This window comes from Streptomyces fradiae ATCC 10745 = DSM 40063 (assembly GCF_008704425.1).
Classification (GTDB): Bacteria; Actinomycetota; Actinomycetes; order Streptomycetales; family Streptomycetaceae; genus Streptomyces; species Streptomyces fradiae.
In genome coordinates, this window is record NZ_CP023696.1 from 6,553,274 (window position 1) to 6,572,158 (window position 18,885).

19 protein-coding genes are annotated in these 18,885 nt (G+C 74.7%); 12 read left to right on the forward strand and 7 right to left on the reverse strand.

From position 1 onward, the window contains the following. Positions 1-174: 174 nt before the first annotated feature. Complete coding sequence (locus tag CP974_RS28560; RefSeq protein WP_031136476.1) at positions 175-966, reverse strand: 3-hydroxybutyrate dehydrogenase; 792 nt, start codon at positions 964-966, stop codon at positions 175-177. Between the two features lie 142 nt (positions 967-1,108). Next, the gene (locus tag CP974_RS28565) at positions 1,109-2,632 is read right to left on the reverse strand and encodes a tannase/feruloyl esterase family alpha/beta hydrolase (RefSeq protein ID WP_051840047.1); all 1,524 of its coding nucleotides are present in this window, start codon (positions 2,630-2,632) and stop codon (positions 1,109-1,111) included. Between the two features lie 369 nt (positions 2,633-3,001). Between CP974_RS28565 and CP974_RS28570 the strand changes: the two genes are divergently transcribed. The 8 genes from CP974_RS28570 (at position 3,002) to CP974_RS28605 (ending at position 10,174) form a co-directional block, all read left to right on the forward strand. Next, entirely contained in the window at positions 3,002-4,528 is a 1,527-nt protein-coding gene (locus CP974_RS28570; protein WP_037939761.1) for an extracellular catalytic domain type 1 short-chain-length polyhydroxyalkanoate depolymerase, read from the forward strand. 354 nt (positions 4,529-4,882) lie between these two features. Next, positions 4,883-5,233: a rhodanese-like domain-containing protein gene (locus CP974_RS28575; RefSeq protein ID WP_031136696.1), complete on the forward strand. Its 351-nt coding sequence runs from the start codon at positions 4,883-4,885 to the stop codon at positions 5,231-5,233. After that, positions 5,230-6,744 carry an MBL fold metallo-hydrolase gene (locus tag CP974_RS28580; protein ID WP_223844666.1) on the forward strand — a complete coding sequence of 505 codons (1,515 nt, stop codon included), beginning with the start codon at positions 5,230-5,232 and terminating at the stop codon, positions 6,742-6,744. Before CP974_RS28575 ends, CP974_RS28580 begins: the two co-directional genes overlap by 4 nt. Next, entirely contained in the window at positions 6,741-7,322 is a 582-nt protein-coding gene (locus CP974_RS28585; RefSeq protein WP_031136700.1) for a rhodanese-like domain-containing protein, read from the forward strand. The genes CP974_RS28580 and CP974_RS28585 overlap by 4 nt, the downstream gene beginning before the upstream one ends. Before the next feature lie 13 nt (positions 7,323-7,335). Next, on the forward strand, positions 7,336-8,196 hold the full coding sequence (locus CP974_RS28590; protein ID WP_037939890.1) for a sulfite exporter TauE/SafE family protein: 861 nt from the start codon (positions 7,336-7,338) through the stop codon (positions 8,194-8,196). A gap of 124 nt (positions 8,197-8,320) precedes the next feature. Continuing rightward, the gene (locus CP974_RS28595) at positions 8,321-9,274 is read left to right on the forward strand and encodes an IS481 family transposase (protein ID WP_031186440.1); all 954 of its coding nucleotides are present in this window, start codon (positions 8,321-8,323) and stop codon (positions 9,272-9,274) included. 223 nt (positions 9,275-9,497) lie between these two features. After that, positions 9,498-9,866 carry a thioredoxin gene (gene trxA, locus CP974_RS28600; protein ID WP_031133494.1) on the forward strand — a complete coding sequence of 123 codons (369 nt, stop codon included), beginning with the start codon at positions 9,498-9,500 and terminating at the stop codon, positions 9,864-9,866. Positions 9,867-9,907: 41 nt separating this feature from the next. After that, a complete protein-coding gene (locus CP974_RS28605) occupies positions 9,908-10,174 on the forward strand; it encodes a metal-sensitive transcriptional regulator (RefSeq protein WP_031133491.1) in 267 nt (88 codons plus the stop codon). Positions 10,175-10,243: 69 nt separating this feature from the next. Here the strand turns inward: CP974_RS28605 and CP974_RS28610 are convergent, their stop codons facing one another. The 4 genes from CP974_RS28610 to CP974_RS28625 form a co-directional block, all read right to left on the reverse strand. Then, the gene (locus CP974_RS28610; RefSeq protein ID WP_051839667.1) at positions 10,244-10,837 is read right to left on the reverse strand and encodes a GNAT family N-acetyltransferase; all 594 of its coding nucleotides are present in this window, start codon (positions 10,835-10,837) and stop codon (positions 10,244-10,246) included. Next, entirely contained in the window at positions 10,830-11,447 is a 618-nt protein-coding gene (locus CP974_RS28615; protein ID WP_031133487.1) for a hypothetical protein, read from the reverse strand. The genes CP974_RS28610 and CP974_RS28615 overlap by 8 nt, the downstream gene beginning before the upstream one ends. Next, entirely contained in the window at positions 11,437-12,129 is a 693-nt protein-coding gene (locus CP974_RS28620; RefSeq protein WP_051839664.1) for a TetR/AcrR family transcriptional regulator, read from the reverse strand. The genes CP974_RS28615 and CP974_RS28620 overlap by 11 nt, the downstream gene beginning before the upstream one ends. A gap of 130 nt (positions 12,130-12,259) precedes the next feature. Next, entirely contained in the window at positions 12,260-12,853 is a 594-nt protein-coding gene (locus CP974_RS28625; protein WP_031133483.1) for a TetR/AcrR family transcriptional regulator, read from the reverse strand. 138 nt (positions 12,854-12,991) lie between these two features. Between CP974_RS28625 and CP974_RS28630 the strand changes: the two genes are divergently transcribed. Continuing rightward, on the forward strand, positions 12,992-14,407 hold the full coding sequence (locus CP974_RS28630) for an amidase (protein WP_031133481.1): 1,416 nt from the start codon (positions 12,992-12,994) through the stop codon (positions 14,405-14,407). Between the two features lie 318 nt (positions 14,408-14,725). Here the strand turns inward: CP974_RS28630 and CP974_RS29880 are convergent, their stop codons facing one another. Next, a complete protein-coding gene (locus tag CP974_RS29880) occupies positions 14,726-15,028 on the reverse strand; it encodes a hypothetical protein (protein ID WP_031133479.1) in 303 nt (100 codons plus the stop codon). Between the two features lie 262 nt (positions 15,029-15,290). Here CP974_RS29880 and CP974_RS29885 point away from each other — a divergent pair, with 262 nt between their 5' ends. The 3 genes from CP974_RS29885 to CP974_RS28645 all read left to right on the forward strand — a co-directional run bounded on the left by CP974_RS29885 (position 15,291) and on the right by CP974_RS28645 (position 18,878). Further along, positions 15,291-16,181, forward strand: coding sequence for a helix-turn-helix domain-containing protein (locus tag CP974_RS29885; protein WP_158100689.1), 891 nt, complete (start codon positions 15,291-15,293; stop codon positions 16,179-16,181). A gap of 177 nt (positions 16,182-16,358) precedes the next feature. Further along, positions 16,359-17,123, forward strand: a complete 765-nt coding sequence (locus tag CP974_RS28640; RefSeq protein ID WP_140160835.1) for a DUF1963 domain-containing protein — start codon at positions 16,359-16,361, stop codon at positions 17,121-17,123. 366 nt (positions 17,124-17,489) lie between these two features. Then, the gene (locus CP974_RS28645) at positions 17,490-18,878 is read left to right on the forward strand and encodes an erythromycin esterase family protein (protein ID WP_037938380.1); all 1,389 of its coding nucleotides are present in this window, start codon (positions 17,490-17,492) and stop codon (positions 18,876-18,878) included. Positions 18,879-18,885 lie beyond the last annotated feature (7 nt).

Sequence of the window (18,885 nt, forward strand, 5' to 3'; positions counted from 1 at the left end):
GGAAGGGACAGGGGGAGGGGAGGAAGGAGAAGGGGAGAGGGGGAGAAGGGGAGAGGGGGAGAGGGGGAGAAGGGGAGAGGGGGAAGAAGCGGGAGGAAGGTGGGGAGGGACGGAGGGCATCGGTGCCCCGCACGGACGGCGGCGCCCCGGGGGCGGTGCCGCTCGGGCCCGTCGTCAGCCGGCGGTCCAGCCGCCGTCGAGCGGCAGGGAGGCGCCGGTCAGGTAGCCGGTGTGCGGGCCGCACAGCCACAGCACGGCCGCGGCGACCTCCTCCGGCTCCAGGAGCCGTTTGACGGGCGAGCGGGCCAGCATCACCTCCGAGAGGACGTCGCCCTCGCTGATGCCGTGCGCGGCGGCCTGGTCGCGGACCTGGCCCTCGACGAGCGGCGTGCGGACGTAGCCGGGACTGACGCAGTTGCTGGTCACCCCGTGCGGGGCGCCCTCGATCGCCGCGACCTTGCTCAGCCCCTCGAGGCCGTGCTTGGCGGCGACGTAGGCGGACTTGTAGGCGCTGGCCCGCAGTCCGTGGACGCTGGAGACGTTCACGATCCGGCCCCACCCCTGCCCGTACATGTGCGGCAGGACCCGGCGCATCAGCAGGAACGGGGCGGTCACCATCACCTTCTGGATCAGTTCGAACCGCTCCGCCGGGAACTCGGTGAGCGGGGCGACGTGCTGGAGGCCGGCGTTGTTGACCAGCACGTCCACCCCGGACGGGAGGAGGTCGATCGCGGCCCGGTCCGCGAGGTCGGCCTCATGGGCCTGTCCGCCGGCCATCCTCGCGACGGCCTCGGCGGCGGCTCCGTCCCGGTCCACGACGTGCACGGCGGCCCCGGCCCGGGCCAGGGCGAGCACGCAGGCCCGTCCGATGCCGCTGCCGCCGCCGGTCACCATCGCCGTGCGGCCGCTCAGGTCGGCCGCGGCGTCGGGCGGTGGAGGAACCGGAGTGGGAAAGGTGTTCGTCATGGCCGGAAACAGTAGGGAGAGCTCCGGGTCTCTCCCATGTGGTCGACCACTACAAGCTGATGACGTTCAGTGGTGTCAGGCCCTATGGGCGCGGTGCGGAGGGGAGTGACGGAGCCTCCGGAGGCGGTGCCGTGGCGCTCGGTCAGGAGAACCTTCGTCCGCGCAGGGAGCAGTGGGCGACGAGCGACGCGGCGTCCGCGCCCGGAGGCCGCGCGACCGTCCCGGAGGCGGGCGGGCGGTCGCCCCTGACGACCCACCGCTCCAGGGCGGTGAAGCCGGCGCGGTGGCAGGGCACGAGCGGCCGCAGCCTGTCGGGGAAGGCGTCGAACAGCGAGTCCGCGTGCGTGCCGCCCTCGATCCGGTAGTAGCGGTGCAGGTGGCCGCGGCCGGCTTCGCGCACCATGCGGGCGTAGACGTCGGAGTCCCGCCCTATCGGCAGCAGGACGTCCAGGGTGCCGTGCAGGGTGATCAGGGGGCGGCCGATCCTGCCGGTGAGGGCGATCTTCCGCACGGCCCGCCGCACGTCGTCGGGGCGCGTGCCGTAGTCGTAGTCGGCGTCGCAGGCCGGGGTGCCGGGCGCGCAGTACGGGGTGCCCGCCTCGGTCGCGCCGTCGAAGTCCGGGTCGAACTCCTCGCGGTAGACGCGCTGGGTGAGGTCCCAGTAGACCTGGTGGTGGTACGGCCACAGGAACTCCGAGCCCGCCGGGAAGCCCGCCGCGTGCAGGGCCCGCCGCGCCGCGGGCGCGCCGGCGCCCCCCGCGGCGTACTCGGGGTACGCGCGCAGCGCCTTCGGCAGGAAGTCCAGCAGGTTGGGGCCCTCGACGCGCCACAGGGTGCCTTCCCAGTCGACTCCGCCGTCGTACAGCTCGGGGTGGTTCTCCAGTTGCCAGCGCACCAGGTAGCCGCCGTTCGACATCCCGGTCACCAGGGTGCGCGAGGGCGGCCGGCGGTAGCGCTGCGCCACCGTCTCGCGGGCCGCTCGCGTGAGCTGGGTGAGACGGTCGTTCCACTCGGCGACGGCGTCGCCCGGCTCCGCCCCGTCGCGGTGGAAGGCGGGCCCGGTGTTGCCCTTGTCGGTGGCGGCGTACGCGTAGCCCCTGGCCAGCACCCAGTCGGCGATGGCCCGGTCGTTCGCGTACTGCTCGCGGTTGCCGGGGGTGCCGGCCACCACGAGGCCGCCGTTCCACCGGTCGGGCAGGCGGACGACGAACTGGGAGTCGTGGTTCCAGCCGTGGTTGCCGTTGGTGGTGGAGGTGTCGGGGAAGTAGCCGTCGATCTGGATGCCCGGCACCCCGCTCGGCACGGGCAGGGAGCGGGGCGTGAGGCCCGCCCAGTCGGCGGGGTCGGTGTGCCCGGAGGCGACCGTGCCGGCCGTCGTCAGCTCGTCCAGGCAGGCCGACCGCTGGTGCTCGGCGCCCGGAACGCGGACCTGCCCGACGCGCGGGCAGTGCCCGGCGGCGCCGCCGGGCGTCGACGCCCCGGGCACCGAAGTGCCGGGGGCGGCCGTGGCCGGCCCGGCGGTGGCCACCAGGGCGGCGAGGGCCAGGGCCGCGGCCGCGCTCCGGCGGGCCCCGGACGTCCGGCGCCCGTGCGGACGCGCTGGAGCAGCGGGCGGACGTGGCGGGGGAGCGGGTGACAGCGCCGGGCTGTCGGCGAGAAGCCCCATCTGCGTACCTCCGGGATCGGGTGTCAAGGACGCGCGAGAGGCTACGACCCCACTCCGACCCGCCCCATGGGTGCGCCGCCCACTCTTCCCTCGTAGTTCATGGGTGAAGGCACCACCCTGCCGGGTCTGACGGGTTCCTCCCCGCAGGAGGCGGGACGAGTGCCTGCCCACGGGGCTTGCGACGTACCTCGCCCCTCGCCTGCGGTACATGGCGGCCCATCACATACCGGCCGACGCAAGCCTGGGCGGCCGCCCCATGCCACCGCCTCCGCACGGCCCCCATGATGCACGCCACGCCACGCCACACCGCGCCGACGCCGGCGGGACCGGCCTCGGCGCGGGCCGGAAACCCTCAGGAGGCAGTCGACCATGGGACAGCTCCCCTCTCCGCTCCACCCCGCACGCACCCGCCGCGGCGGACGTGTCCGGCGCCGGCTCGCCACCGCCGCGGCGGCACTGGCCCTCTCGGCCGGCCTCACGGCGGCGGGCCCGCACGCGTCCGCCGCCGGCCCGGCGGCCACGGGCCCGCACGCGTCCGCCGCCGGCCTGACCCAGGTCACCGGCTTCGGCTCCAACCCCGGGAACCTGTCCATGTACACCCACGTCCCCGACGGCCTGCCCGCCGGCGCCCCGCTCGTCGTCGCCCTGCACGGCTGCACCCAGAGCGCGAGCGACTACCACGCCGGGTCCGGCTGGCCGCGCATCGCCGACCGCGACGGCTTCGCCCTGGTCTTCCCCCAGACGACCGGGGCCAACAACGCGAACTCCTGCTTCAACTGGTTCGACCCGGCGGACAGCGCACGGGACCGGGGCGAAGCACTGTCGATCCGCCAGATGGTCGACAAGGCCGTCGCGCTGTACGGCAGCGACACCGGCCGGGTCTACATCACGGGCCTCTCCGCGGGCGGCGGCATGACCGCCAACATGCTGGCCGCCTACCCCGACGTCTTCGCGGGCGGCGCCGTCGCCTCCGGGCTGCCCGCGTCCTGCGCGACCACCCTGACCGCCGCGTACACCTGCATGTACAGCCCCCCGGACCGGACCCCGGCCCAGTGGGGCGCGCTTGTGCGCTCCGCCGCTCCCGCCGGAACCTCCGCCTGGCCCCGCGTGGCGGTCTGGCAGGGCACCGCGGACACCACGGTCGCCCCGGCCAACGCGGCGGAGCTGCGCGACCAGTGGACCGACGTCTGGGGCGTCGGCCAGACGCCCTCCCGCACCGCGGCGCTCGGTGGCGGGACGACGCTGGACGAGTACGACGACCCCTCGGGGCGGCCCGCCGTGCGGGTCTACACCGTCGCGGGCATGGCCCACGGCCTCGCCGTCGACCCCGGCAGCGGCGCCGACCAGTGCGGTACCGCCGGCACCTACTACCTCGACACCATCTGCTCCAGTCACCACACCGCCCTCTTCTGGGGACTGGACCGCGAGGGCGACGGCGGCGATCCGGGCACCCTGCCCGCGCCCACGGGGCTGGCCCTCGCGGGGACGACCGACACGACCGCGACCCTGAGCTGGGGCGCGGTGAGCGGCGCGGCCGCCTACGAGGTGCACCGCGACGGCACGAGGACGGGCACCACCACGTCGACCTCCCACACCGACACCGGACTGGCCACCGGCACGACGTACACGTACACCGTCGCCGCCGTGGACGCGGCCGGCGTGCCGGGGCCGGTCTCCTCGCCGGTCACCGCCACGACCACCGGTCACACGCCCGCATGCCACACCGCGAGCAACTACGCGCACACCGTCGCCGGCCGTGCCCACCAGAGCGGCGGCCACACCTACGCCGCCGGCTCCGGCCAGGCGATGGGGCTGTGGAACACCTTCACCACGCGCACCCTGAAGGAGACCTCCCCCGGCTACCACGTCGTCGCCGACGCGGGCTGCCCGGCCTGACCCCGGCGCCGGCCGACGGGCCGCCGGGGTCGCCGCGCCCCGCCGGGCACACCGCCGCCCCGGCCGGCTCCCGACGCCCGCGGCGCCCGGCGCCCGCAGAGCCCCGAACCGGGGCGCCCCGGTTCGCGGGGCCCCGGTTCGGGGCGCCCGGGTTCGCGGCGCCGCCACCCCGCCCGGCGCGCCGGCCCTCCGCCCCCGCCACCTCCCACCGCGGAAGCGACCGTGCGGAGCCCGCGGACGTGACGCTCACCACGTCGGGATACCCCCCGGGGCATAAAGCGGATCCTGTTACGGTTGGGTCCAGGCATACCCCCCTGGGTATTTCTGAACGGCAAGTGAGCAGGAGTTCCCCGCATGGTTCCCGAGATCGACCAGCAGCGGTTCGCCGAGGCGCACGCGGCGGGCGGCCTCGTCGTCGACGTCCGCAACAGCGGCGAGTACCGCGCCGGCCACGTCCCCGGCGCCCGATCCGCACCCCTCCCCGACCTCCCCCTGGCCCTCGCCGGGCTGCCGAGGAACCGGCCGGTCTACGTGATCTGCCAGAGCGGCGGCCGCAGCGCGCAGGCGACCTCACTCCTCCGCCAGTTGGGTTACGACGCCCACAGCGTGAACGGAGGCACCGCCGCCTGGATCGAAGCGGGCCGCCCCGCGGTCACCGGCGCCGCGCCCGGCGCCCCCACCGCCACTCCGGAGGAAGCCCGATGATCACCGTTCTGCCCGTCGAGACCCCCGGCCTGGGCGACCGCACCTACCTCGCCCACGACGGCTCCGCAGCCCTGGTGGTCGACCCCCAGCGCGACTACGACCGCGTCACCGCGCTGGCCGAGGCCGCCGGGGTGCGGATCACCCACGTGTTCGAGACGCACATCCACAACGACTACGTCACCGGTGGTCTGGCCCTGGCCCGCGAGGTGGGCGCCCAGTACCTGGTGAACGCCGACGACGAGGTCTCCTACGAGCGGACCCCCGTGCACGACGGCCAGGTGATCGAGGTCGGCGACACCATGCGGGTGCGGGTGATCCACACCCCGGGCCACACCCACACCCACCTGTCCTACGCCCTGGAGGCCGACGGGGAGCAGGTCGCGGTGTTCACCGGAGGCTCCCTGCTGTACGGCACCACCGGACGGCCCGACCTGCTGGGGCCGGACCACACCGACACCCTGGTGCGGGCCCAGTGGCACTCGGCGCACCGGCTGGCGAAGGAACTGCCGGACGAGACCGCCGTCTACCCCACCCACGGGTTCGGGTCGTTCTGCTCGGCGACCCAGGCGGCCGGCCTGTCCAGCACCATCGGCCAGGAGAAGCGGACGAACACCGCCCTGACCGCCGGCGAGGAGGCGTACGTCGGGCAGCTCCTGGCGGGACTGGACGCCTACCCGGCGTACTACGCCCACATGGGCCCGGCCAACTCCCACGGCCCCGGCGCGCCGGACCTGTCCCCGCCGTCCGTGGCGGACCCGGCCGAACTGCGGCGCAGGATCGAGGCCGGCGAGTGGGTCGTGGACCTGCGCGACCGCACCGCCTTCGCCGCCGGGCACCTCGCGGGCAGCCTCAACTTCGGTCTGGACGGTCCCTTCGTCACCTACCTGGGCTGGCTGATCCCGTGGGGCACCCCGGTCACCCTGCTCGGCGAGACCGCGGGCGACGTCGCCGAGGCCCAGCGCGAGCTGGTCCGCATCGGCATCGACCGCCCGGCCGCCATGGCCACCGGCGGACCGGAGGACTGGACCGGCGGCGCGCCCCCGGCCGCCTACGACCGGGCCACCTTCGGCGACCTGAAGGCCGCGCTGGCCGGCGGCGACGGCATCGTCGTCCTGGACGTGCGCCGCGACCAGGAGCGCGCCGAGGCCCACATCCCCGGCACGGTGCACATCCCGATCCACGAGGTGCCGGGCCGGCTCGCCGAGATCCCCGAGGGCCGCGTGTGGGTGCACTGCGCCGGCGGCTACCGCGCCGGGGTCGTCGCCGCACTGCTCCACGCCCGCGGCCGCGACGTCGTCGCCGTCGACGACAGCTTCGACACCGCCCGCGACCTGGGCCTGTGCGCCCCCGCGCACCCCGCCGCGGCCCGCGCCGCCACGGAGACCCCCGAGGCATCCGTGACTCCCGGGTCCGCCGAGACCCCCGAGACCCCCGAGACCCCCGCGTCCCGCGGGACGCTCCCCACCCCCACCCCCACCACCGACGACGACCGTCAGGAGATCACCATATGACCGCCCCCACGACCCCCCGCGGCCTGACCGTAGGCGAACTGCGCACCCGGCTCGAGTCGGCCGCCCCGCCCCGGCTGCTCGACGTCCGCTCGCCCGCCGAGTTCGAGGGGGCGCACATCCCCGGGTCCTACAACGTCCCCCTGGACACCCTGCGCGAGCACCGCGAGGAGCTGACCCGGCACCTGGACACCGACGTGGTCCTGGTCTGCCGCTCCGGACAGCGCGCGGGCCAGGCCGAACGCGCCCTCGCCGAAGCCGGGCTGCCCGGCCTCGCGGTCCTGTCGGGCGGCATGTCCGCCTGGGAGAAGTCCGGTGCCCCGACCAACTACGGGCAGGAGCGCTGGGACATGGAGCGCCAGGTCCGCCTCGTGGCCGGCTCCCTGGTCCTGGTGGGCGCCCTCGGCAGCTTCGTCCTCCCCGGCCTCCAGGCGCTGTCCGCGTTCGTCGGCGGCGGGCTGGCCTTCGCCGCGATCAGCAACACCTGCGCCATGGGGGTGCTGCTGTCGCGGATGCCGTGGAACCGCAGGCCGTCCTTCGATCCGGCCAAGGCCGTCGCACAGCTCGCCGAGGGAAGGTGACCGGGTGACCGCCATGACGCTGACCCTCGTCCTGGCCCTCGCGCTGCTGGTCGGCCTCTCCCTCGGCCTCCTCGGTGGAGGCGGCTCCATCCTGACCGTGCCGTTGCTCGTGTACGTGGCCGGGATGGACGCCAAGGAGGCCATAGCGACCTCCCTCTTCGTCGTCGGCGTCACCTCCGCCGTGGGCATGATCAACCACGCCCGCGGCGGCCGGGTCCGCTGGCGCACCGGTGTCCTGTTCGGAGCGGCCGGCATGGCCGGCGCGTACACCGGCGGGCTCGTCGGCGGCCACATCCCCGACACGGTCTTGCTGATCGCCTTCGCGGTCATGATGATCGTCACAGCCGGCGCCATGCTCCGGGGACGCCGCGAGGTCGACCCCGACCGGGCGCACCGGCAGATCCCGGTGGGGCGGGTGCTGCTGGACGGCGCGGCCGTCGGCCTGGCCACCGGCCTGGTCGGCGCGGGCGGCGGCTTCCTCGTCGTACCCGCGCTGGCGCTGCTGGGCGGGCTCCCGATGCCGGTGGCCGTCGGCACCTCGCTGCTGGTCATCGCGATGAAGTCCGCGGCGGGCTTCACCGGATACCTGTCGACCGTCAAGATCGACTGGTCTCTGACCCTCGCGGTCACCGCCTTCGCGGTCGTCGGCAGCCTCGTCGGGGCGCGGCTGGCCGGGCGTGTCCCCGCGCACGTCCTCTCCCGGCTCTTCGCCTGGTTCGTGCTGGCCATGGGCGCCTTCGTCCTGGTCCAGCAGGCCCCCGCCCACATCGGCGTCCCGATCCTCGCCGCCCTCGCCTCCCTGGGCGCGGGAGCGGGTGTCTGCTACGGCTTCGTCGCCCGCTGCCCACTGCGGCGCGCCGTCCAGAGGACCTAGCTGTTCTGTCCCGGGAGGTTGTGGACGGGTGATGCAGGTCTCGGCTGAGGGATCTTGAAATGGGTGAGGGCCTTCTGGCCTGGTGTGGATTGCGACATCTGCACCGGCGACCAGAAAGGCCCTCGTGCCCCACCGTAATGCACCCCTGACCGAGACCGGACGGCTGCGCCTGGCCCGCTGCGTGGTCAAGGACGGCTGGCCGCTTCGGCGGGCCGCCGAACGTTTCCAGGTCTCACCCACCACCGCCCATCGATGGGCTGCCCGCTACCGGGCCATGGGCGAGGCCGGGATGGGCGACCGTTCCTCCCGTCCGCACGCAAGCCCGCGCCGGACCCCGACCCGCACCGAACGCCGGATCATCAAGGTCCGCCTCATCCGCCGGTGGGGGCCGGCCCGCATCGCCCACCTCCTGGACCTGGTGCCCTCCACGGTCCACCGCGTGCTGACCCGCTTCGGGCTGGCCCGCCTGACCTCCCTGGACCGGGCCACCGGCCGTGTCATACGACGCTACGAACGCGACCGGCCCGGCGAACTCGTGCACGTCGACATCAAGAAACTCGGCAACATCCCCGACGGCGGCGGCCACAAGACCCTCGGCCGCCAAGCCGGCCGCAAGACGAAGTCCGGCGTCGGCTACAGCTACATCCACACCGCCGTCGACGACCACTCCCGTCTCGCCTACAGCGAGATCCTGGCCGACGAGAAGAGGGAGACCGCCACCACCTTCTGGCAGCGGGCCCACGCCTACTTCGCCTCATGCGGGATCACGGTGCAGCGGGTCCTGACCGACAACGGCTCGTGCTACAGATCCCACGCCTGGCGCGACGCGCTGGCGGCGGCCGGGATCACCCACAAGCGAACCCGGCCCTACCGGCCCCAGACCAACGGCAAGGTCGAACGCTTCAACCGCACCCTGCTCGACGAATGGGCCTACGCCCGCCCCTACCGCTCAGAGCAGGAACGACGCGATGCCTTCCCCGACTGGCTGCATACCTACAATCACCACCGCGGACACACCGCGCTCGCAGGCAAACCACCCGCCAGCCGCGTCCCCAACCTCACAGGGCAATACACCTAGCGCCTTCTTCTCCGGCCCCCGCCGCCCCGGCGCCCACAGTGCGTCGGGGCGGCGGTGCGCCAAGCCGCGGACGCCGCGCATCCCACGGCGGACGGCAGCCGCTCACCTCGGCGCAATGCCCCATCCGGGCACGGAATGCCCCGCCCGGTCGAGGCGTTGATTACCCCAGGGGGTATAAGTCGCCCCCCGTACCCGTCCCACCCACCGCAGAAGGAGTCACCCCATGAGCACCGTCGACCTCACCGCGGCGAACTTCGAGACCACCGTCACCGGCAACGACATCGTCCTCGTGGACTTCTGGGCCTCCTGGTGCGGACCCTGCCGGATGTTCGCCCCCGTCTACGAGCGGGCCTCCCAGGCCCACCCCGACGTCGTCTTCGGCAAGGTCGACACCGAGTCCGAGCGGGACCTGGCCGCGGCGGCGCAGATCACCTCGATCCCCACCCTGATGGCCTTCCGCGAGGGCCACCTGGTCTTCTCCCAGCCCGGCGCGCTGCCGCCCCAGGCCCTGGAGCAGGTCATCACCGCTGTGCGCGGCCTCGACATGGACGAGGTGCGCGCGTCCCTCGCCACCCGCGGCCCCGGCCGGTGACCGCGACCGGCCCCCGGCCGGCTCTTCGAAAGGAACCCCCCATGGTCCAGCTCCCCGCCGACCAGGTGCGGTCGGCCGCCAACCGCCTCAAGCGCGCCCAGGGCCAGCTCGCCGGTGTCGTCCGCATGCTGGAGGAAGGGCGCGACTGCGAGGACATCGTCACCCAGCTCGCCGCCGTCAACCGCGCACTGGACCGGGCCGGCTTCGCCATCGTCGCCAGCGGACTCAGGCAGTGCCTCGCCGAGGAGGGCGGAGCCGACAGCCTCGACACCCGGAAGATGGAGAAGCTCTTCCTCTCCCTCTCCTGAGCCCCGCCCTCCGGCGGCGGCCGAGCCCCGCCCTCCGGCGGCGGCCGGGCGGCTCAGGCCGCGGAGTGCTCACGCGCCCGCGCGGGTCATGGACGTGACGCTCAGCGGGCCCAGCGGAGTCACACGCGAGACGGTGAAGCCGAAGTGGCGGTAGAGCGAGACGTTGGCCGGATCGGCCGTGGTCAGATGCAGACCCGAGGGAGTGCTGGCCAGGACATGGTCCAGCAGGAGACGGCCGGCGCCGCGCCCCGCCGACTCGGGCCGGACCCCGATGAACTCCAGCGTCCAGGCCCCGGTGGGGGCGCCCCCGTCGGTGACGGCGAGGTGGCGCAGAGTACGCCCGAGGGCGCGTGGCCCGCAGCGGAGCCCGGTGCGGGCCGTCCACAGAGCACGGGCCCACAGGTCCGGCCTCGCGCCGGGCGGGGTGAGGACAGCCGCCGCGATGAGCCGGCCCTCCGCGTCCACCAGCGCGGAACGACGAGCCCCGGCAAGACCGGCGTGGGCCCGCAGGACGGCCCGGAACCAGTGGGTGCGTCTGGGGGCCGAGCCGTCGCAGATCCAGGAAACCGCGGGCTCCCGCGCGAACGCGGCGGCCAGTACGACGGCGCAGGCGGCCGGGTCGGGATCGGTGTCGATCCGCCAGGAGCCGGCGGCCTCAGCCATCCCGCCTCCGCTCCAGCGGTGCCTCGGGTACGAGGTGGCAGACGAGCAGCTTCAGGAAGAACAGCGGCGCGAACCAGGCGAGCGCCGCGGGGACCGGCAGCCAGAACAGGTTGACCAGGACGGCCGCCATCAACAGGGCCATCGCCACCGGGCGACCGAGGTGCAGGGGAGCGAACTCCACGACCACCGCCCCACCGAGCAGCAGCGCGGCGTTGGCCAGCATCCACGTGACGTCGCCGGACAGGACGATCAGCCCCATCGCGGCGAGGTGGACCAGGTGCGCGGAGACGAACAGCAGCCGGGAGCGCCTGACTCCCGGGCCGGCCCGGTGGTACCAGCGCTTGGCGGCGTTGGTCGCGTTGGTCAGCACCCCGCCGATCAGGTCGAGCCCGGTCAGGGCGACCACGACGAGCTGAGCGGTGGACCAGCCGCGCGCGGTGTCGGAGGTCCACAGGCCGGCGGCCAGGATCAGGGCGCAGCCGAGGAGGCCGAGGGCCTCCACCGCGGACTCGGAGCGGGACTTGCCGGGACCCATGAACCGCTCCAGGCGTCCGGCGAGGCCGGTCCCGGTGGGCGGGATCTCCCAGCGGACCCGCAGGTCAGCGCGCATCGGCGGAGTCCTCTCGGCGCGCTGGGGCCGCTCCGCCCCACAGGCCGGACAGGAGGCTCCAGACCTGTGCGAAGACCTCGCCCTCCGGGAGGTTCGCGGTCTCGGCGGGTCCGTCGGGTGCGTCAGGTCCTGCGGGTCCGGCGGTGTCCGCGGCCGCGGAGGCGCCCCCGGTCGTCATGCGGGCCAGTGCCCAGGTGTCGGCGGCCCGGATGACCGCGGCGGTCGCCGATACCAGCAGCCCGCGGTCCACGTCGGTGCGGATCACCCCGAGCCGCTGCCCGTCCGCGACCAGGGCGTCGAACCAGTCGAGCCACGCGCCGCCGTGGGCGCGGCCGATGGCCGCGTCGGCGAGGGCCAGATCGTCGGGATGGTCCCGCAGGTGGGCGGCGAGGACCGCGCTGGAGGCGGCGAACCGGGCCCGGAAGTCGGCGCCGTCGCGTGCCGGGTGCCAGGGACCGAGGGCGTCGAGCAGTCGATCGAGCACCCCGTCGAGGACCGTGGCGAGCAGGTCGTCGCGGCCGTCGAAGTAGTGGTAGGCGGCGGTCTTCGAGACCCCCGCCGCTTCGATGATCCTGTTGTAGGAGGCGCCCTCGGCGCCGTGCTCGGCGAAGAACCGGCGCGCGACCTCCAGGATGAGGCCGCGGCGCTCGGCGGGCAGGCGATGGAACCGTGGGAGGGGCATGACGTCAACGTACCACCAGGGTGTACTGGTGGTACACCCTGGTGGTTTCCGGGTGCGCTCCCCTGGTCGGCCGGCGATCGGCGCGCTCTCCGGGGAAGAGGGCGCGCCGCGTCGGAGGGGAGGGGGCGGCTCACTCCCAGAGGCGTGCCAGGTGTGCGTGGAGGACGTCCTGGGCCTCGTCGGGAGTGAGGTGGCCGATGAGGACCTGTGCGGTGAGGCCGTCGGCGAGGGCGAGCAGGGTGCGGGCCTCGCGCGCCGCGTCGAGGGACGCGACCGGGCCGGCGCCCCCGAGGGCCTCTGCCGCGAGGGCGGTGAACGCCTCCTGAAGCTGCGCGTAGTTCGCCCTCAGCGTCCCCGCGAGTGCCTCGCTCACCGCCGCCTGTGCGACGAAGGCGAGCCAGACCCTGGCCTCGGCGCGGTGTTCCTCCCGCAGCAGTGACACCTCGGCGGCCGCGTGCCCCAGCTCGGTGCGGGCCGACTGGGCGGGGCTTTCGTTCAGGCGGGCCCGTACGCGCTCGCCGATCCGCGCGCCGACGTGCCCCAGGGCGAAGACGAGCATCTCCTCCTTGGTGCGGAAGCACCGCTGCACCGCCCCCATCGACACCTGCGCGCGGGCGGCGACGTCGCGCAGCGTCACGCCCTCCAGCCCGCGTTCGTCGGCGAGGAGGCAGACGGCCTCGGCGATGAGGCGGCGCCGGCCCGCGTGGTCCACCTGCCTGGGCATGTCCCGCACCTTCCGTTCGTCGTGCTCGGCCGACTTCGTGCTCGGCCGCCCGGCGCACTTTATCCGATGCGGCCGCATCGGTTTCCAGGGTACGGTCCGATGCAAGCGCATCGGTACGAGGACGAGGAGGGTGCGGGCATGAAGGACGCCCTGTGGCGGATGCCGGCCGCCGAACAGGCGGAGGCCGTACGGCGGGCGGAGGTCTCCGCCGTCGAACTGGTCGACAGCCACCTGGAGCGCATCGCCGAGGTCAACCCGCGGGTCAACGCGGTCACGCGGCTCATGGCCGAGAGCGCGCGGGAGGCCGCGGCGCGGACGGACCGCCGGCGCGCCGCGGGCGAGGAGCTGGGTCCGCTCGCGGGCGTGCCCTTCACGGTGAAGGAGAGCACGGCGGTCGAAGGCGTGCCCACCACGTTCGGCACGCCGCGCTTCCGGAACCTGGTGGCGCCGGCCGACGCGCCACCGGTGGCCCGCCTGCGCGCGGCCGGGGCCATCCCCGTCGGGCGCGGCAACATCCCCACCCTGATCCTGGCCGGAATGCACACGCGCAGCGAGCTGTTCGGCGACACGGTCAACCCGTGGGACGGCGGCCGGACCCCGGGCGGCTCCAGCGGAGGCGACGCGGTGGCCGTCGCCACGGGCATGGCGGCGCTCGGGCTCGGCAGCGACTCCGGCGGGTCGGTGCGCATACCGGCCCAGTTCTGCGGCGTGGCCGGGCTGAAACCGTCCACGGGCCGGTTCCCCGCCGACCACCGCGTCCTGGGCCCGGACGACCCGGGCCCGGCGTCCCAGGCGCTGGTCACCGACGGCCCGCTGGCCCGCAGTGTGCGCGACCTGCGGCTGGCCTACGAGGTCCTGGTCGGGACCGACCCCCGCGACCCGCGCGCCGTGCCGGTACCCGCCTACGGGGAGCCGCTGCCCGGCCGCGTGAAGGTGGCGGTGGTCGCCGACCCGGGCGGGCACGGAGTCCACCCCGCGGTGCGCGGCGCCGTCGCGACGGCGGCGGACGCGCTGCGCGACGCCGGGTACGACGTACGCGAGGTGCGGGACGTACCGCGGCTGGACGAGGCCCTGGAGGCGTACGGCCGGATCACGCTGACCGAGTTCGCCCCGACCTGGCCGGCGGTGCGCGGACTGCTGGGCGAAGGCGGCGACCGGTACATCGCGATGGCGATGGAGCGGACCCCGCCCGCGAGCGCGGCGGAGCTCATGACCCTGATGGGCACGTGGCTGAACATCCGCCGTTCCTGGGCCGAGTTCCTCGACGCCCACCCGCTGCTGCTCGGCCCGGTCTTCACCGAGCCGCCGGTCGAGCCGGGGCTGGAGTCGCGCGACAGGGCGGGGCGCGACCGTGTCGCGACGGGCATGCGCCTGTGCACCGCGACCAGCTTCGTGGGCGTGCCCGCCGTGGCCGTGCCGACCGGGACGGTCGACGGCCTCCCCTGCGGCGTGCAGATCGTCGGGCGCGCCTTCCGGGAGGACCTGTGCCTCGACGCGGCCCAGGCGATCGAGGACCGCCTCGGCACCCTCACACCGGTGGACCCGCGTACCTAGTCACCGTTCCGGCTGAGCGCCGCCCGCACCCGGCCGAACGGGGTCGGCACGGCGGCGCGCGGGCCTCCGGCCCTCCGCGCCGGCGCCTGACCCGGTCCCGCCCTCACCCGCCTCCCGGAGGGCGGCGAAAGCGAGGCCCCCGGCCGCCGTGGCGACCGGGGGCCTCATCCTGGTACGTCCGGGCACCCGGTCGTACCGCGGCGCCGGTGCAAGGAGTGGGCACCCGCGGGTGTCGGGACGCTCACGGACCAGCGTTGGCGGCGGCCTGTGCCCCGGCCCGGCCGTGCGGTGCCGGGGTCACCGCGGACGCACGGGTGATCAGAAGTGCTCGATGGACACGCGCTCGACGTTGCCCCAGCTGCAGTACGCGTTGGTGCGGGTCGGGCCGGTCACGATGCTGCTCGACCCCGAACCACCCAGGGTGCAGTCGACGTTGACGCGCCACTTGTACTTCCCGGCCGTGGTGCACTTCCCCCACCCGTTGGTGAGGTTCTTCCCCGTGGTACACGACGGACCGAGCGCCGAGACGGCTCCGTCGTGGGCGGCGGCGGGCGCGGACACACCGCCCAGAGCCAGCGCCGCACCGATGCCCAGTCCTGCCGCGGCCTTGCGGAAACGCATGAGTACTCCTCCGAGATCGTCGGGATGCGGAACGCGGTGGCCGACCGCGAACCCGCGACGGCTGAACCGCTGGTGCGAGCCCCCTGGCCGGCACGCGTACAAGGCCCGGGGGAGGCAGCCGGGCGGCCGGCGCCGATTGGCGCGGTCCTGGCTTCACGGCCCGCTGTGGACACCACCAGACTGGGGCCCCGGGGGCCGCGCGTCTTGTACGAACGCGCACCGCTCACCGATCCGCATCCTCCCTATGGAAAGGGCGGCAGGGGTGACCCGCGCATCAGCACCGGACGACGCGCGCTCGGTGGGCGGCGGGGCACGGCGCCGCCGCTCACCCGCCCGGTTGCGCGCGCACGTGGTCGGCTACACCGGCTACCGCCTCAGCGGGGCGCCGGTCGCGCGGCGGCTGAACCTCCCGTCGGCCACCCTGACACTGTGCCTGACGTGGGGAGCCCCGCTGGATCTCGCCCCGGACGGGGAGCCGACGCCGGGCCGGCGCTGGGACGAGGTGCTGCTGGGGCTCCGGACCAGTCCGGTGATCAGCCGTACCAGCGGCACGGGTCACCTCGTGCAGGTGGAGTTGACGCCACTGGGGGGCTACGAGCTTCTCGGTGTGCCGCTGCGTCACCTGACGGGTGCCACGGTCCGTCCGGCGGACGTGCTGGGACGGCACTGGGACGCCGGTCTCACGGAGCGACTCGCCCGCGCGCCCGGTTGGGAAGCCCGCTGGCAGATCCTCGACGAAGCCCTCTCCGCACGGCTCGCGGCCGGCCGGTGCCCGCCCTCCCCGGTGGTGTCGGAGGCGTGGTCCCTGTTGAGGGCCAGTCACGGCACGCTGTCCGTCGGGCGGTTGGCCGAGGAGACTGGACGGAGCCGCCGCCGGCTGGAGGTCCTCTTCGCCGAGCAGATCGGCCTCGCGCCCAAGACCGCCGCCCGCGTCCTCCGCTTCCAGAGGGCCCTGACCATGCTGCCTGGCCCGTGTACGACCTGGGCCGGGACGGCCGCCGCGTGCGGCTACCACGACCAGGCCCATCTGACCCGCGAGTTCCGCGCCCTCGCCGGTGTGACCCCGACCGGCCTCCAGGCTCTCGCCCTCCGCGGCGACTCCGGCGGCGCCCTCCCGGTGCACCCCCTCACCTCCGTCCTGGCCCCGTTCTGACCCGCGTCCCGCCTCCACCCCGCCTCCCCTCCGGCCGGGTGGGCGGCGCCGGGACGTACCCGGCGGGGAGTACGGCCTGGCGCCCCACCGGGCAGGGCGAATCCGGTGAGCACACCGCAGCCATCCCCGACGGGGCCGAGCAGGCCCTGTCGGAGCGTGGTGACAGACTTGGCGTTCATGGGGAGTGAAGGCCGTGAACCCGGCGACCGGTCGGCGATCGACCAGATCGTCCGCACCCGACTGGGCGTGGACGCCGCAGAGCGGTTCCTGTCCCTGGTCAGGCCATCGGTGGGCTTCTCTGCGGGCAAACGGTCCTCGGAGTCGGGCAGCGTGATCGGGGGCGTGCCGGTAACGACCGAGTCGTTCGCCTGGCCCCGCTGCCGTGGACGGCCCATGGTGCTCCTGGCCCAGATCGACTGCGGTCAGGCGGCCCGCCTGCTCGGTGGGCACTGGACGCTTCCTGACCACGGCCACCTGTTCTTCTTCCACGACGACGACTTCGCCGCGGAGCCCGCTCCCGGGCTCGGCGACGACGGTTGCCGCGTCCTGCACGTGGCGGCCGGAACCGGCGGACCACCGGAGGGACACGCCCCGGCCCCGCCGTCTTTGCCGGCCCTCCCGCTGGAGGCCTGCGCGCTGCCTTCGGTGCCCACCCTGGCGGACGCCGAGACCGGTTGCGCGGTCGGTGACGACGTCATCGCCCTCCTGATCGACCTGGCCGAGGCGCTGTCGGCCGTGCTTCCGGCCCCGCGCCACCGCCTGTTGGGCTGGTGCGACAGCTGGGACACCCCTCGGCCGGAGGGGCATCGCCCACTTCTGCAGTTGGAGGTGGAAGCGGGCACCTCCTGGGGCGAGATCGTCAACGTCTCCTTCTGGATCCGCGACGAGGACCTGCGGGCCGCCGACCTCCGCGGGGTCCGCCGATCCTACGAGGTCGCCTGACCCCGCAGGAGCCGTGGCACGGCGACCGGCGGGCAGACCGGCGGCGCGTTCCGGCGGGTCGGCGGAGGGGGCGCGTCCGGCTTCGCCCTCGCGCTCCCGTGTGACGCCGCCGTCGGTGGGCCCGACGCCCGACGCCCGACGCCCGACGCCCGACGAACGGCCGGACGTACGCGCCCCTCGTGTCGACCGGAATCCGATGCCTGTCCCCTTCCCTATCCGCCCGTCATGGTGGCCTGCACATCGGCCATGCCGGCGAGGGGGAGCGGTACGTCGCCGGTCGTCTCGGCTGCTCCGCTGCTCCGCCGTTCGGGTGGAGAGGCGGGGCGGCGGCGGCGCGGCTGCCTGGTGGGGGGAACGGGTACCGGTATGCCCCCGCCGCGTCCGCTGCTCCTCGCCGCCCTGGCCCTGGCCGCCCTCGCGCCCGCCGCCGTCGCCCTGGCCCCCGCCGTCGCCCCGGCCCCCGCCGTCGCCCCGGCCCCCGCCCGCGCGCCGCAACCGGTCGTCGCCTTGCTGGAAGGCGCCGCCACCCCGCTGCGGGCCACCGGGCCCGGTGCGGGCCCGGGCGACCTCCGGCCCCTGGGCCGCGCCGTCGGGGACGCCTCGGTCGTCGGGATGGGCGAGGCGACGCACGGCTCGCACGAGTTCCCCGCCACCAAGGACCGGGTCTTCCGCCACCTCGTGCGCGAGCATGGCTTTCGCACCTTCGCCCTGGAGGCGGCGTGGAGCACGGGCGTGCTCCTCGACGCGTACGTCCGGCACGGCGAGGGGGACCCCCGCCGCATCATGCGGGAGGACTTCCAGTACACGTACGCCCTGGCCAACACCGCCGAACACCTCGCGCTGATCGAGTGGATGCGCGACCACAACCGGCGCCACCCGCACGACCCCGTCCGGTTCATGGGCGACGACTGGGGGTACACCGGGCCCGAGCTGTACGACCGGGTGACCGGCCACGTCGCCGCCACCCGCCCGGAGCTCGCGCCGCGCCTCGACGCGCTCTACCGGGGGCTGCGGCCCACGGTCCCCTCCGCCGAGTACCAGAAGCGGTACCTGGCCAAGCCGCTCGCCGAGCGCAGGGAGATGGCCGAGCGCACCGGGCGCGCCCTGGCCCTGCTGCGCTCCTCCCCGCCGAAGGGCGGCGACGGGCGGGAGGCGGACGCGTACGCATGGACGCTGCGGCACGCCACGGTGATCGACCAGACGGCCAGGGGGTACGCCTTCGACTTCGACGACCCCCGGCAGGTGGCCGCGGGCATGCGGTACCGGGACGAGGCCATGGCCGACAACATCGCCTGGTGGCATCGGCACACCGGGCACAAGGTCCTGCTGTCGGGCCACAACAACCACGTCGGATACGAGCCCGAGGACCCGGAGGTCCTGCCCCGCACCCAGGGCGCCTTCCTCCGCGACCGGCTCGGCGCCCGCTACCGGGCCGTCGGGTTCACCTTCGGCCAGGGCTCGTTCAAGGCCACCGACCCCGAGGAGCGGGAGATGCTCACCCACACGGTCGGCCCCCCGCCGCCCGGCGGCAACGAGGACACCCTCGACCGGGTACGGCACGACCGCTACGTGCTGGACCTGCGCACCGCGCCGCCCGCGGCCCGCCGCTGGCTGGCGACCGCCCGCCCCACGCGCAGTGTCGGCACCGCCTACCCGGAGGAGCGGACCACGTACGACATCGCGTTGGCGCGCTCGTACGACGTCCTGATCCACCTGTCACGGGTACGCGCCGTCGACCTGCTTCCGGTGTCCTGAGCGGGTA

What these genes read in the sequence shown, in the direction of transcription:
- CP974_RS28560 (WP_031136476.1), bottom strand. Translation starts at nt 966, where the DNA reads ATGACGAACACCTTTCCCACTCCGGTTCCTCCACCGCCCGACGCCGCG.
- CP974_RS28565 (WP_051840047.1), bottom strand. Translation starts at nt 2,632, where the DNA reads ATGGGGCTTCTCGCCGACAGCCCGGCGCTGTCACCCGCTCCCCCGCCA.
- CP974_RS28570 (WP_037939761.1), top strand. Translation starts at nt 3,002, where the DNA reads ATGGGACAGCTCCCCTCTCCGCTCCACCCCGCACGCACCCGCCGCGGC.
- CP974_RS28575 (WP_031136696.1), top strand. Translation starts at nt 4,883, where the DNA reads ATGGTTCCCGAGATCGACCAGCAGCGGTTCGCCGAGGCGCACGCGGCG.
- CP974_RS28580 (WP_223844666.1), top strand. Translation starts at nt 5,230, where the DNA reads ATGATCACCGTTCTGCCCGTCGAGACCCCCGGCCTGGGCGACCGCACC.
- CP974_RS28585 (WP_031136700.1), top strand. Translation starts at nt 6,741, where the DNA reads ATGACCGCCCCCACGACCCCCCGCGGCCTGACCGTAGGCGAACTGCGC.
- CP974_RS28590 (WP_037939890.1), top strand. Translation starts at nt 7,336, where the DNA reads ATGACGCTGACCCTCGTCCTGGCCCTCGCGCTGCTGGTCGGCCTCTCC.
- trxA (WP_031133494.1), top strand. Translation starts at nt 9,498, where the DNA reads ATGAGCACCGTCGACCTCACCGCGGCGAACTTCGAGACCACCGTCACC.
- CP974_RS28605 (WP_031133491.1), top strand. Translation starts at nt 9,908, where the DNA reads ATGGTCCAGCTCCCCGCCGACCAGGTGCGGTCGGCCGCCAACCGCCTC.
- CP974_RS28610 (WP_051839667.1), bottom strand. Translation starts at nt 10,837, where the DNA reads ATGGCTGAGGCCGCCGGCTCCTGGCGGATCGACACCGATCCCGACCCG.
- CP974_RS28615 (WP_031133487.1), bottom strand. Translation starts at nt 11,447, where the DNA reads ATGCGCGCTGACCTGCGGGTCCGCTGGGAGATCCCGCCCACCGGGACC.
- CP974_RS28620 (WP_051839664.1), bottom strand. Translation starts at nt 12,129, where the DNA reads ATGCCCCTCCCACGGTTCCATCGCCTGCCCGCCGAGCGCCGCGGCCTC.
- CP974_RS28625 (WP_031133483.1), bottom strand. Translation starts at nt 12,853, where the DNA reads ATGCCCAGGCAGGTGGACCACGCGGGCCGGCGCCGCCTCATCGCCGAG.
- CP974_RS28630 (WP_031133481.1), top strand. Translation starts at nt 12,992, where the DNA reads ATGAAGGACGCCCTGTGGCGGATGCCGGCCGCCGAACAGGCGGAGGCC.
- CP974_RS29880 (WP_031133479.1), bottom strand. Translation starts at nt 15,028, where the DNA reads ATGCGTTTCCGCAAGGCCGCGGCAGGACTGGGCATCGGTGCGGCGCTG.
- CP974_RS28640 (WP_140160835.1), top strand. Translation starts at nt 16,359, where the DNA reads ATGGGGAGTGAAGGCCGTGAACCCGGCGACCGGTCGGCGATCGACCAG.
- CP974_RS28645 (WP_037938380.1), top strand. Translation starts at nt 17,490, where the DNA reads ATGCCCCCGCCGCGTCCGCTGCTCCTCGCCGCCCTGGCCCTGGCCGCC.